Origin of the sequence: Deinococcus frigens DSM 12807 (assembly GCF_000701425.1) — a bacterium.
GTDB classification, from domain to species: domain Bacteria; phylum Deinococcota; class Deinococci; order Deinococcales; family Deinococcaceae; genus Deinococcus; species Deinococcus frigens.
This window is the reverse complement of record NZ_JNIW01000081.1, coordinates 1-12,206: the sequence shown is the minus strand read 5'-3', so window position 1 is coordinate 12,206 and position 12,206 is coordinate 1. Positions and strand designations below refer to the sequence as shown.

12 protein-coding genes and 2 pseudogenes are annotated in these 12,206 nt (G+C 63.2%); 8 read left to right on the top strand and 6 right to left on the bottom strand.

From position 1 onward, the window contains the following. A partial coding sequence (locus Q322_RS22740; protein ID WP_156953148.1) for a DDE-type integrase/transposase/recombinase occupies positions 1–314 on the top strand: 314 nt, incomplete at its 5' end. Positions 315–371: 57 nt separating this feature from the next. Here Q322_RS22740 and Q322_RS25010 read toward each other — a convergent pair. The 5 genes and pseudogenes from Q322_RS25010 to Q322_RS0118065 form a co-directional block, all read right to left on the bottom strand. Further along, positions 372–482: pseudogene (locus tag Q322_RS25010) on the bottom strand (IS701 family transposase); the annotation flags it as partial. A gap of 60 nt (positions 483–542) precedes the next feature. After that, positions 543–1,508, bottom strand: a complete 966-nt coding sequence (locus Q322_RS0118080) for a YmdB family metallophosphoesterase (protein ID WP_051668732.1) — start codon at positions 1,506–1,508, stop codon at positions 543–545. Further along, on the bottom strand, positions 1,505–2,452 hold the full coding sequence (locus Q322_RS0118075; RefSeq protein ID WP_084148079.1) for a carbohydrate ABC transporter permease: 948 nt from the start codon (positions 2,450–2,452) through the stop codon (positions 1,505–1,507). Before Q322_RS0118075 ends, Q322_RS0118080 begins: the two co-directional genes overlap by 4 nt. After that, on the bottom strand, positions 2,442–3,359 hold the full coding sequence (locus Q322_RS0118070; protein ID WP_029479273.1) for a carbohydrate ABC transporter permease: 918 nt from the start codon (positions 3,357–3,359) through the stop codon (positions 2,442–2,444). The genes Q322_RS0118075 and Q322_RS0118070 overlap by 11 nt, the downstream gene beginning before the upstream one ends. Next, positions 3,347–4,633, bottom strand: coding sequence for an ABC transporter substrate-binding protein (locus tag Q322_RS0118065; protein ID WP_029479272.1), 1,287 nt, complete (start codon positions 4,631–4,633; stop codon positions 3,347–3,349). Before Q322_RS0118065 ends, Q322_RS0118070 begins: the two co-directional genes overlap by 13 nt. A gap of 153 nt (positions 4,634–4,786) precedes the next feature. Between Q322_RS0118065 and Q322_RS0118060 the strand changes: the two genes are divergently transcribed. Continuing rightward, positions 4,787–5,527 carry an IclR family transcriptional regulator gene (locus Q322_RS0118060; protein ID WP_029479271.1) on the top strand — a complete coding sequence of 247 codons (741 nt, stop codon included), beginning with the start codon at positions 4,787–4,789 and terminating at the stop codon, positions 5,525–5,527. A gap of 206 nt (positions 5,528–5,733) precedes the next feature. Beyond that, the gene (locus Q322_RS0118055) at positions 5,734–6,675 is read left to right on the top strand and encodes a glycerophosphodiester phosphodiesterase (RefSeq protein ID WP_029479270.1); all 942 of its coding nucleotides are present in this window, start codon (positions 5,734–5,736) and stop codon (positions 6,673–6,675) included. 306 nt (positions 6,676–6,981) lie between these two features. Here the strand turns inward: Q322_RS0118055 and Q322_RS0118050 are convergent, their stop codons facing one another. Then, positions 6,982–7,377 (bottom strand): winged helix-turn-helix transcriptional regulator, encoded by a 396-nt coding sequence (locus Q322_RS0118050; protein ID WP_211248932.1) that lies wholly within the window; start codon positions 7,375–7,377, stop codon positions 6,982–6,984. A gap of 124 nt (positions 7,378–7,501) precedes the next feature. Between Q322_RS0118050 and Q322_RS0118045 the strand changes: the two genes are divergently transcribed. The 5 genes and pseudogenes from Q322_RS0118045 to Q322_RS0118030 form a co-directional block, all read left to right on the top strand. After that, positions 7,502–8,248, top strand: coding sequence for a type 1 glutamine amidotransferase domain-containing protein (locus Q322_RS0118045; RefSeq protein ID WP_051668731.1), 747 nt, complete (start codon positions 7,502–7,504; stop codon positions 8,246–8,248). Between the two features lie 46 nt (positions 8,249–8,294). Further along, complete coding sequence (locus tag Q322_RS24915) at positions 8,295–8,678, top strand: MFS transporter (RefSeq protein WP_051668730.1); 384 nt, start codon at positions 8,295–8,297, stop codon at positions 8,676–8,678. After that, a complete protein-coding gene (locus Q322_RS24910; RefSeq protein ID WP_051668729.1) occupies positions 8,669–9,268 on the top strand; it encodes an MFS transporter in 600 nt (199 codons plus the stop codon). The genes Q322_RS24915 and Q322_RS24910 overlap by 10 nt, the downstream gene beginning before the upstream one ends. Positions 9,269–9,701: 433 nt before the next feature. Further along, on the top strand, positions 9,702–11,354 hold the full coding sequence (locus tag Q322_RS0118035; RefSeq protein ID WP_034419141.1) for an FAD-dependent oxidoreductase: 1,653 nt from the start codon (positions 9,702–9,704) through the stop codon (positions 11,352–11,354). 652 nt (positions 11,355–12,006) lie between these two features. Continuing rightward, positions 12,007–12,206: pseudogene (locus tag Q322_RS0118030) on the top strand (IS6 family transposase); the annotation flags it as partial.

Genomic DNA, 12,206 nt, shown 5'->3' with positions numbered 1-12,206 from the left:
ACACGGATCAACTGCAGAGCTACGGAGCTGCCATCCGTGACCTTCCCAGCCTGCATGGGGTCGACCATCAGCAAGTGATTTCCACGGCTCGCTGCAACAATGTCATTGAGCAATCGCACCGATCTACACGGCGTCAGGAACGACAACAACAGGGATTCAAACGAAAAAAACGAGCGCAAGAATTTCTGAGGCTGCACGCCCGAATCGAGAACCTCCACCAGCACGCCCGAACCAGCGTTTCTACCTCAATCAGACGAAGCAATCAGAAACAAGCGTTCCAGACGTGGTCAATGGTCGCGGCAGGGGTAGCCTGAACTTCAGGCCACCCCTGCCCTCAGGCTGCCACGGGTCAAGTTAAGGCAACACAATCACATGAAGAGCGCAGCCCCCAGGCTGCGCTGTTGGTACGACGTGGTGGGTACGGCCAGGAACTCATCTGCCAGAATGCGGACGCGCTCCCCCGGAATCTGTGACTTTGACATTCCCAGATTCTCCCGGCTGGGAGAGCTTCGCCGTCGTTATGCAGGTGCAAATACTGAGATTTAGCAGGGGTCGTTCCTGCCTTCCAGCACCCTCAGCTCTGCCCCCTTCGCCCATTCGCGCTCTGGCTCCATTTCCCGCTCGGCCACCGCCCCAGCACCCTGCCACAACCGTACATCACCGTGCGCGGCGTCTAGCCGGTTGATGGACAGCGCCGTTCGGCCAGATGCACTCAGGGTCACCAGCACCGCGCCGAATTCGGTGGTTCCCGTTGCCAGCGTCATCGGCAACGTTGCGGGAAGGCGGGAGCGCAGGGACTCCACGAAGGGACCGGGTGCGATGCCCTGGAGGCCGCCGCCCGGGCCGGTCATGCCGACATCGGAGACGTAGGCCGTGCCGCCCGGCAACACCCGCGTGTCCAGGGTCGGCACATGGGTGTGCGTGCCCAAGACTGCGGCCACCTGACCGTCAACGGCAAACGCCAGACTCAGCTTCTCGGCCACCGATTCACCGTGAAAGTCCACCACCACGGCGTCTACCGAATCCCCCCAAATCTGAAGCTGTCGTTCAAGGGCGTCAAGCGGCGCGTCAGCCTGGGAGAGCGCGCTCCGGCTGACCAGATTGACCACCCCCAGGTGGAAGCCCTCCCGTTTGATGATGCCCGCACCCCGGCCTGGAGCATGGGCCGAATAGTTCAGAGGCCGCACCACCCGCATGTCCCGGTGAACCTCAGCAGCATACGGGCCGTCCCAGGAGTGGTTGCCGCCTGTGACCAGATCAACGCCCAACCCAAACAGGCGCGCCAGCCCAGCAGGTGTCATGCCAAAACCGCTGGAGGCCTCGTGGCCGGTGACGGCCAGGTTTTCGGCGTTCACCACGACGAAATCAGGTCGCCAGTGCGTCCGCCACAGCGGAAGTTGACGTTCGAGGGCCTCCAGGGCCGATTCACCCGTGATGTCCCCAATAAAGAGAATACGTTTGAAGGAGCCAGGGTTCAGGAGACTGGATTCAGAGACTTGACGTTTCAACCTTTGACCGCTCCTTCGCTAAACGTGTCCAACAGGGCACGCCGCATGAAAAAATACAGCAGCACGGTGGGCAGGGTGGCCAGGGTCGCGGCAGCCATCAACGGTCCCCAGGCGTTGCCCCCCTCGCCACTGGCAAAGCGCTGGACGGCCACCGTGAGGGTCAGGCTCTCTGAGCGGCCCGCGACCAGTTGCGGCCATACGAACTGGTTCCAGGTGCTGATAAACAGGTACACCGCTAGGGCGGCGACCGGCGCGCGGTGGGCGGGCAGCAAAACCCGCCACAGCCGCTGGCCCGTGGTTGCGCCGTCAACTAGGGCCGCCTCGATGATTTCCCTGGGAAAGCTCAGAAAGTGCTGGCGCAATAAGAAAATCGCGTAGCCTGCTGTGAGCATCGGAAGGATCAGGCCGGGCAAGGTGTTGAGCAGCCCCCAGCGTGCCAGCAGCAGGTAGTTGGGCAGGTACGTGACCACGAATGGCACCATCAGGCTGATCAGCACCGCCCCGAACACTGCTGGCCCCCAGCGCGGGCGCAGGTGACTCAGGGCGTAAGCCGCTGGCACGGCCAGCAGCAACTGCCCCACCGTGACCCCCAGCGCAAAGACCAGACTGTTGAGGGTGTAGCGCCACAGCGGCAATCCTTCCAAAACCTGGGCGTAATGTTCAGCGGTGGGCGGCCAGGTCAGTGGGCTGAGCGGCGCGCTGAACAGCCCGGCGCTGGGCTTGACGCTCAGGCCGAACTGATACACCACAGGCACCAATACCAGCCCAGCGCTGATCAGCAACAGGATGCGGGCGGCCCAGAGTGTCCACCGAAACGGGCGCGGGCGACGCCTGGAGCGCAGCGTGACCAGGGGGTGACCGCCCGCTATACCCACAGCGGATGAAGGCGTACCCAGATCGACCTTGACCGGATCGACGTCGACAGCCACTGGATTAACGGTCATAGGCGGTGCGCCGTTCCAGGAGCCGGAACTGCCAAACGATCAGGACGGCGAAGGCGGCAACGAGCAATACGGCTTCAGCGGCGGCGCGCCCTGCGCGGAAAAACTTGAAAGCGTCCTGATAGACCGCGTACATCAGGTTGTTGGTCGCTCCGGCTGGCCCGCCCACCGTCAGCACCTCGATAGGCACGAAGACGTTTTCCAGGGCGGCCAGCAGCGCTGAGACCAGCAAGAACAGCGCGCTGGGAGCGAACAGGGGCAAAATCACGGCGCGCAACAGCGGCCAGCCGCCCGCACCATCGATACGCGCCGCCTCCAGCACACTGACGGGAATGGCCCGCAGACCGGCCAGAGCGATCAGGTAATTGAAGCCCAGAAACTTCCAGACCGCCACCAGCGCCACCGACGGCAGGGCCCAGGCCGGGTCGCTCAGCCAGTTGGGAGCGCGCAGCCCAAACTGCGCCAGGGCCACACCGAACAGTCCACCAGCAGGCAGGTAGAACCACAGCCAGATCAGGGTGCCTACCGACACCGCGATCACCGTGGGGAGAAAGAGCAGCGACTGGTACACCTCGGCCTCACGCCGCCCTACTTGAAGGGTCAGCAGGGCCAGACCCAGGGGCAAGAGAAAATTACCGAGCAGTGCCAGTCCGATATACAGGGCACTCTGGCGCAGTGTTCCCGCGAAGTCTGGATCGCCGAGGAGGCTGCGGTAATTGTCCAGGCCCACCCAGGGACGGTTCGCACCCACCATATTCCAGTCGTGGAGGCTGATCCAGGCGGTACTGACCAGCGGCCAGAAGACGAAGAGGCCCAGGAAGAGCAGCGCCGGGCCATAGTACAGGGCCGCCGTCGCCTCCAGCCGCGCCGCGCCACCCTTCGGGCGGCCCCCTGGGTTCAGGGCTTGCATTTCTCGTTCTTGACCAGACCGTTGACTTCCTGAGCGGCAGCGCTCAATGCGGCCTGGGCGCTGGCCTGCCCGCCGAGGCTACGCTGCACCGCCTTGAAGAGAGCCTGTGAAGCCGCCAGCCCGTTGGCTCCAGGGAACGATGTCCAGCGCATGGTGTTGGGCAGTTGTTGAATACCGACCCGCTGGATGGGATTGCTCTTGACGAAATCGGCCAGGTAGCGCGGATCTTGGTCAAGCTTGTCCACCAAGGGAACGTAGCCAGTGCCTTTGGTCCAGGCGGTGAACCCCTCATTACTGGTCAGAAACTGCGTGAATTTCCAGGCAGCTTCCTGCTTAGCGCGGTCTTTGCTAAAGACCACCAAGATGTTGCCGCCCCCAGGCAGACTGGTTTTCTGCGTGCCGAAGGAGGGAAAGGTGGTGCCGCGCAGATCGAACTTGGCGCTGCTCTGGAGTGAGGCGCGCTTGCCGATAGTCGTAATGAACGTCGCACTCTCGCCCGCCAGAAAGGCCTGCTCACCCTGGGTCCAAAGGGTGTTCAGGGCCAGGCCATCCTTAACCAGATCGGCCCAGAATTGCAGCGCTTTGGCTGCCTGAGAGCTGGCGAATGCCGCCTGATAGGTACCGCCTTTGCAGCTCAGCAATGCGCCGCCGTTGGAGGCCACGAGCGCCTCAGTGGCCCAGTTGTCGTCGAGCAATTGCAAATAGATGCCGTATTTGCCTGTCTTGGTCTTGATCGCCTGCGCGGCGGCGCGCCATTCGTCCCAGGTCTTGGGCGGCTTGGCCGGATCAAGGCCCGCCTGACGCAACAGATCAGCGTTGAAATACGTCACGATATTGGACAGTGAGTACGGCATGCCCACCTGTGCGTCCCCCGACTGTCCCAGGGCCAGGACATTGGCCGGAAAGCGCTTCAGGAACGCCGCTCCGTCAAACTGCTGGGCCAGCTTGGTGGTGGGCACGAATGGAAAGTTCTCGGCCACATAGTTGGTGTACAAGTAACCCACTTGCGCCACATCAGGCGGCGTTCCGGCAGCCAGCGCCGCCTGGAGGTTTTGCAACAGACCGGTGTAGGCGTTCTGATGAAAGCGCTCCTGCACCTTGATGCTGGGGTTCTTGGCTTCGAAGGTCTTGATCAGGTCCCGGACTGCCGGGCCGCCGAATGATTCGGTGTTGATGTGCCAGTATTCGATGGTGGTGACTTTTCCCTGGGCGGCGGCCATGCTGAGCAGGCCGATCGTGAGGGCAGACAGGCGGACTACGGTGGGTCGTTTCATGGGGCCTCCCGTCTGAGTTGGGTCACGACTGCCCGGCATATTTCTATCTGCCAGATATTCAGTTATGCTCACCAGACAGATTTACCTTAAAAGGAGAATGTCATTTCCACGTCAGACACCGTCAATCCCCCTAACCCGTCGGCCATCCAGAGCGTGTCAGCAGCGCTCCACCTGATCGAAACCCTGGCCGAGTGCGAGCGCGCTACCCTGAGCGAATTGTCGCGGCGAGCTGGTTTCACGCACAACCAGACCTTTCGGCTGCTTGCCACTTTTGAAGACGCAGGCTATGTGGTGCGCGGCCCAGACAAAGCGTATCGGCTAGGGGCCAAACTGCACCTTCTGGGCCGTCAGGCCGCCTGGCCGCACGAGCTGATCGAGTCAAGCGCCGCCGCTTTGGACGAACTGGCTGAACTCAGCGGAGAGACCGCGCTGCTTTCCGTTCCTGCCGAAACAGACCGGATGATCGTGGACGCCCGCGCCTCCCGCTATTCACTGCGCGTCATGTACAGCATCGGTTCACGCTTGCCCCTGTATGTCGGCGGCATGGGCGTCGCCATGCTGGCCTTCTCGCCGCCTGAACTTCAGGCACAGATGCTGGGTGCGCCGCGCCGCGCCTATACCCCCCAGACCCTGGTAGACACGGCGGCGCTGCAAGCAGAATTGGCGAGCGTCCGGCACGGCGGCGTCCGCATTTCGCGCGACGATTACGCACTGGGCGAGTTCTCGGTGGCCGCGCCAATCATTGGTGGGAACGGTTGGGCATGCGGGGCGCTGAACATTGCAGGATTCACGGCACGCCTGGACAGTGACACTGAGCGCCGATACATCGTAGCGGTCAAAGAAGCCGCGCAGAAGGTGACGGCGGCCTTGTCGCGCATAACACCCTTGCCCTGAAGCATTCCTCCGCTTCGGCTATCAGCTTGACCTGAATTGAGACGCGAGAGGGCCGCCGTCCACTGCGCCATATCCGTGCCGTGAGGATGACGTTCTACTGACGAACAACACTTACGGTGTGTTTGTCTGACTGATAGACCCTCATTTCTACTTCATAGAATCTATTGGTCAACATGGGGCGTAGGCTGGCCCCTTGGAGAGATGAGATGGACGCACTCCGCTTTTTGCCCGTGACCGCCCTGTTGCTCGCCGCCTGTGGGCAAGCGCCCACACCTGACGCCGCTTCGTCGGCACTAGATCAGGCCAGCCTCAACGCCCTGGCCGTGCGCCCCAGCAACAAGCAAATTGCCGCCCACGCTGGGGACGGGGCGGCCCGGCCTTACGGCTGGGACGAGAACGAGTGGGAGAACAGCATTCAAGCGCTGACCAAAGCGAAGGCTCAGGGGGTGCGCTGGATTGAGGTTGATCTCCAGCTCAACCGCCATCCCAGCGCTGTCTCGGCTAACTCCTACGGCATCTTGTATATGCACCATAACCGCTATTGCAAAGTGATCGACAGCAGCGGCAGGGTCACGGGGCCAACCATCGACATCGCAACAGCCGACCCCGCACAGGTTGATCGCTGCGCGGAGAGACTTGAAAATGTACTCAATTCTGTGGGCTACACCGGTCACTGGATGTTTGAGATGAAAGACGACACGGGCTACACCGTCGATCTGCCCAAAGCCTTGAATGCGCTGCTCAAAAAACGTGGGCAACGCACCACGGAAGTCATCACTTCGCTCAACGAAAATATGCTGATCACGGTTCGGGACGCCGCTGCCTACGATCAGGTCAAGCTCAATTTGACGCGGGTGTACGGGGCCACCACCAAACCGACCAACGCCGATATTGACCGCAGCCGTGGGTTGGGTTTCCGCTACGTGAGCGCAAACGTCAACGACTGGGACCAGAGTGTCGTGGATTACGCCAAAGAGCGCCAGCTTTACACGATGGGGTGGCACTGGGAGCTGACCTCACCCAGGGACGGCAATACCAGGGGTGTCAACCTGGGTGTGGACGTCATGATCACCGATGACGCTGACCTCACCCAGGGACGGCAATACCAGGGGTGTCAACCTGGGTGTGGACGTCATGATCACCGATGACATTGACGACATGCAGGCGCGCGGCTGGCGCTGACCCAGGCGCAAAGCACGGCTGAACCAATCATCTTTCTGAGGGGGCTACCAAGCTGAAGGCTCGGGCAGCCCTACATTCTCGCTCGGTCCTTGGCCCACTCTCCCAGCCTGCAATCGATGATGCGGCGTACAGGGCCAGAATAAAACAACCCCCGCGCTGACCCGAGAGCGGCGTCCTGCGCCGGCGAGGCCCCACTGCATTGAGGCTTCCGGCTGGTCAGTGCCCAGGCTGTCACGCTAAATCTGCACCGCATCCAATCGGGAGAGCATCAATTATCCGGCCCTACGCTCGAATTCGGCCCGTGCCTGGGCCACGTCCCCCATATGTTCCATCGCCCAGTGTGTCAACGGCTTGAGTGCTTTGTCATAGAGACTGCGGCCCAGATCGGTCAATTCGTAGTCCACGTGGAGCGGTACAACGGGATACACCGTGCGGGTCACCAGACCATTGCTCTCCAAATCCCGCAGGGTCTGCGTCAACATGCGCTGGCTCAGGCCCTCGATGCTGCCCAGCAGTTCACCGTGACGCAATTTGCCGTTCTTGAGACGGCTGATGATCGGCGCGCTCCATTTGTCGGCAATCATGTCCAGCACTGCATTGGACGGGCAGCGGCGGCGAAAGACATTGGCCTGCATCTCGGGACGGTACGGCGGGAAGTCAGATCGCATATACCCATTTTGCACCTTAGTCACCAAAATCATTGTTAGGTACAAATCTGTACCTATGGCAGCAGTCTGTTCCGACTTCAACAATTCAAGTCGGGAACCTAGGCTGTTTACCGGAGGACAAACCATGAGCGCAAACACCAACACCGTGAATCCCACACACCCCAAGCGCCTTCTTCTCGTCGCCGCCAACGGCAGCACCAGCCAGCAGACCGGCTGGCCCATCGGCGCGTGGTGGGCAGAGGTCACCCACGCCTGGTTCGAGTTCACCGAGGCGGGTTACCAGGTGGATCTGCGCTCACCTGACGGCGGCGCGCTGCAATTCGACGGCTATAGCGATCCCGAGGACGCCAGTGGCTACAGCGTCCATGACCTGATCAGCCTGGGCTTCAAGAAAAGCGAGACGCACCTGAAGCTCGTGCAGGACACCGCCAGCCTTGAGGGCGCAACTGTGGACGACTACGACGCGATCTTCCTCGCTGGCGGGCAATCACCGATGTACACCTTCATCGACAACCAGCCGCTACACGCCCTGTTCGCGCAGTTTTACGAGGCGGGCAAGATTGCCGCCGCCATCTGCCACGGGACCTGCGTGCTGCTCAAGGCCAGGAAAAGCGACGGCAACCTGATCGTGGACGACAAGACCTGGACGGGCTTTGCCAACAGTGAGGAACAGTTCGCCGACGACTTCGTGGGGCAGCGCATCCAGCCGTTCTGGATCGAGGATGAGGCCAGGAAGCTGCCAAACACCAACTTCATCGTTGGCCCGCGCTTCGCCGCCTTCGCTTACCGTGACGGCAACCTCATCACCGGGCAGCAGCAGTACAGCGGGGCCGCCGCCGCGCGGCTCGTCATTGAGGCCCTGGGCCGCTGAGGGGGTTAAAGCTGACGCCATGGCCTAGCGTCCCAGGAGTCTGACCATGAACACCACAACTGTTTCCGCCCCCCTGCCCCGCGCGCTGTTGGCGCTGGCCCTCGGGAATTTCGCCATCGGTGTGAACGCCCTGGTGATCGCTGGCATCCTGCCCGCGCTGGAGGCCGCGTTTGGCGTTTCACCGGCTCAGGTAGGGCTGCTCATCACGCTCTACGCGCTGGGCTATGCGTTGGCCTCGCCGCTGCTGGTGATGCTGAGCGGCGCGTGGCCCCGCCGTACCCTGATCATGTCCGGCCTGATCCTGCTGGCCCTGGGCAGCCTGCTGGGGGCGCTGGCCCCGAATTACGGCGTGCTGCTGGGTTCACGCCTGATCGCCGCGCGGGGGCCGCGCTGTTCACGCCCACCGCGTCCACTCTGGCAGTGGCCCTGAGCGGCCCCCGGACGCGCGGGCGGGCGGTTGGGCTGGTGTTCGGCGGCTTCACGGTTGCCACCGCCCTCGGGGTTCCGCTGGGCACCCTGCTGGGGTCATCCGTGGGCTGGCGCGCTCCTTTCCTGCTGGTCACGGTGCTGGCCGTACTCGGCCTGGGCACAGCGTGGCGCACCCTTGACCCGGCCCTGCGCCTGCCGCCGCCCCATCTGCGGGTCTTCATGCAGGCGTTGCGCACGCCGCTGATCGCCCTGCTGCTGCTGGTGACCGCGCTGCAACTGGCCGCCCAGTACACGCTATTCACTTTTATCGCGCCGTATCTGGGCCAGACGCTGGCGATGGGCAGCGGCGCAGTCACGGCCACGCTGCTGGTCTTCGGCGTGGCGAGTGTCACGGGCAACCTGGGGGCTGGACAGGCCACGGACCGCCTCGGCGCGGCCCGCACCGCCCTGCTGTGTCTGGGGATTTTGGGCCTGTGTCTGCTGGGGCTGTGGGGCGTGGGTGGCTTGCTGATCCCCACTCTCCTGCTCATCGCCGTCTGGGGGGCGGTGGGGCTGGGCTTTCAAACACCGCAGCAGGTGCAACTGGCATAGGCCAACCCCGCCCTTCAAGGGGCGGCGCTGGCGCTGAATGCCAGCGCCCTGTACCTGGGGATTTTTGCCGGTTCGCTGCTGGGCGGCCAGGTGATGGCCCGCGCGGGCAGCGAACCGCTGCCGCTGGTGGCCGCTGGCGTCGCGCTGCTGGCGCTGGCGCTGGCCGTGACGACGCGCCGCTTTCCCCGCGCGCAGACCAGTTGACCGTGCTGAGACCTGTTCACCGGCTTGTCCTTTGAGGACGGAGGTTCCAGCCCATCTAGAGCAGTTCTCCGAATGGAGTCACCGGAAAAACAGACTTCCGGCGACTCCATTCCTCGTCCTGCTCGGTAAAAGTCACTCGCTTCGCTTGGTTATAAAAATGGCCTTTTTACGACATCTGCTCTAGATCACACCGTCCGCACGGGACACTGCACCCCAGGAGGTTCAAAAGATGATCAATCAGTCAAAGATCCGCTCGGCGAACGTCAGAAACGAACTAGAACGCGCCGCGTGGCCGGTCCTCACCGGCGCGCAGGTGGCCGCCCTGTGCGCCTATGGACAGGCGCGAAACGTGGCCGAGGGAGAGGTGTTCTTTGACGTCGGCCAGCCGAATTATGACCTGATCTACCTGAAGTCCGGCGCGCTGGACATCGTGGACCGGGGGGATGACCGCGTGGTGGTGCGCATTCAGGCCCCGAATTTCTCGGGCGAGTTGGGCCTGCTGATGGGCCAGGGGACATTTCAGGCTGGCGTCGCCGCAGAGCGTTCACAGGTGGTGGTGGTGTCGCAGGCCGCCGTGCGCGAACTGGTGGCCACCGAGCCGGAACTGGGCAGCCTCATCGTCTCGGCGCTGGTGGCCCGCCGCCGTCTGCTCATCGAGTGGGGCGAGGGGGGACTCACCTTGATCGGCCCAGAGGATGACCCACATGCCCTGACGCTGCGCTCCTTCGCCACCCGCAACCGGCTGCCGCACCGCTTCATCGACTTAGCAGACCAAGAAGCGGCAACCGCCGCCGCAGGATCACTCTCCTTGCCGGAGACCGGCACGCTGGCGATCACGGGCCGCTCGGCAGCTCTGGTCAACCCCACACCACAGCAACTCGCCCAGGCGCTGGGGCTGGACCTGCCGCTGGGGGGGGATACCTTTTTCGACGTGCTGGTGGTGGGCGCGGGTCCCGCTGGACTGGCCGCCGCCGTCTACGCCGCCAGCGAGGGCCTGAGTACCCTGGTGGTGGAGGACACCGCCATCGGCGGTCAGGCAGGCACGTCGTCGTGGATCGAGAATTACCTGGGCTTTTCCACTGGCGTCTCCGGCGCAGAACTCGCGTTCCAGGGCCAGATTCAGGCGATCAAGTTCGGCGCGAAGTTCACCGCCCCCCGCCGCGCCACCCGTCTGGAGCGCCGCGCTGACGGCGCGTTCGACGTGACCCTCGACGATGGCCGGATGACCGCCGCCCGCACGGTCATTCTCGCCAACGGCGTGCAGTACCGGCGGTTGCCCCTGGAGCGCCTGCCAGATTTTGAGGGTGCGGGCGTTTACTACGCCGCCACCGAACTGGAGGCGCGGCGGTGCCGGGAGACCGACGCCGTGATTGTCGGCGGCGGCAACTCGGCGGGCCAGGCGGCCATGTACCTGTCGCGCACTGCGCGCCACACCCACCTGCTGGTGCGCGGCGCGGGGCTGGCGGCCACCATGTCGAACTACCTGTCGGAGCGCATCGAGCGCCACCCAGCCATCACCCTGCATCCTTACAGCGAGATCGTCGCTCTGCACGGCGACGCGGCCCTGGAGGCGGTGACGGTGCGCGACGTGCGCGGCAAAACCGAAACCCGTCTGGACACCCGCGCCCTGTTCATCATGATCGGGGCCGCGCCCAACACCGACTGGCTGCGCGGCCAGGTGGCTCTTGATGACAAGGGGTTTATCGTCAATGGAGACGGCGGCGTGCCGTTTGCCACCTCGCTGCCTGGCGTGTACGCGGTGGGCGACATCCGGGCGGGTTCGGTCAAGCGCGTGGCGTCGGCGGTGGGTGAGGGTTCGGTGGTCATCTCGGCAGTTCACGCGTATCTGGCCGAAGCGCAGGCTGAACGGACGCGGGCATAAGGTGTACACATCAACCAGCATCTGAACCAATCCTTGAGCCGTCACAGGCCAGCGCTGGCACCGCGAAACGCCGAGAAAGCACAGCGGCCAGGCGAGACTTCAAATCAGCGTCAAGCCGCCCTAAAAGTTAACAGCGCCCTTCAATCCATTCTGGCGGTCTTCCCATCCCACAGCGCCTGGTGATGCGGGATGGGAAGACCCGTTCGGCGAAAAGAGTTCGTTGGGAAAGCTGCATCTAAGAGTGCCTGCATTTCTACTTCTGGGAAATTGTGAACTGGAACGCAGGAGCAGATTGCAGTTCTTACCCTCGCCGTACCCTGACCGGGCGCTGGCCAGTGGGCGGACGGTACTGCCTCCTGGTCGCGCTGCCGATAGAATTTTCCATGTCCACACCCAGACTCTGGTGGCAGCTCCCCACCCTGTACAGGTACGGCCCATCCCCAACGTTGCCGTGGGGTGCTGCCCTGTGGATCACATGTCCCTTTGCCAGCGCAGGGTTGCGCCCGCCAGGCGCTGCCCGTACAGCCGGGCCGTCTGTAAATCCCCAGGGCTTGGCTGATCGTCCGCCTGCATATTGCCAACCACGCCAACGCCCAGGTAATAACCCCAAGGGTTGTGTTGCCTTAACCGGACTGGGGTAGGCTGACCATCCGTGACCGACGCCAAGCCCTACCGACACCGCTTCCCAATGATCATCATCCAGCACGCTGTGTGGCTGTACCACCGCTTCCCGCTCAGCTACAGAGATGTTCAAGAATTGCTGCACCAGCGCGGCATTCAAGTCAGCCATGAGACCCTCCGCGAATGGTGCATGAAATTCGCTTCCCTGTTCGCAGAAGGACTGCGCCAGCG

Coding starts and splice junctions, on each gene's coding strand:
- Q322_RS0118035 (WP_034419141.1), top strand. CDS start 9,702: ATGATCAATCAGTCAAAGATCCGCTCGGCGAACGTCAGAAACGAACTA.
- Q322_RS0118065 (WP_029479272.1), bottom strand. CDS start 4,633: ATGAAACGACCCACCGTAGTCCGCCTGTCTGCCCTCACGATCGGCCTG.
- Q322_RS0118055 (WP_029479270.1), top strand. CDS start 5,734: ATGGACGCACTCCGCTTTTTGCCCGTGACCGCCCTGTTGCTCGCCGCC.
- Q322_RS0118050 (WP_211248932.1), bottom strand. CDS start 7,377: ATGCGATCTGACTTCCCGCCGTACCGTCCCGAGATGCAGGCCAATGTC.
- Q322_RS0118045 (WP_051668731.1), top strand. CDS start 7,502: ATGAGCGCAAACACCAACACCGTGAATCCCACACACCCCAAGCGCCTT.
- Q322_RS0118070 (WP_029479273.1), bottom strand. CDS start 3,359: ATGCAAGCCCTGAACCCAGGGGGCCGCCCGAAGGGTGGCGCGGCGCGG.
- Q322_RS24915 (WP_051668730.1), top strand. CDS start 8,295: ATGAACACCACAACTGTTTCCGCCCCCCTGCCCCGCGCGCTGTTGGCG.
- Q322_RS0118075 (WP_084148079.1), bottom strand. CDS start 2,452: ATGACCGTTAATCCAGTGGCTGTCGACGTCGATCCGGTCAAGGTCGAT.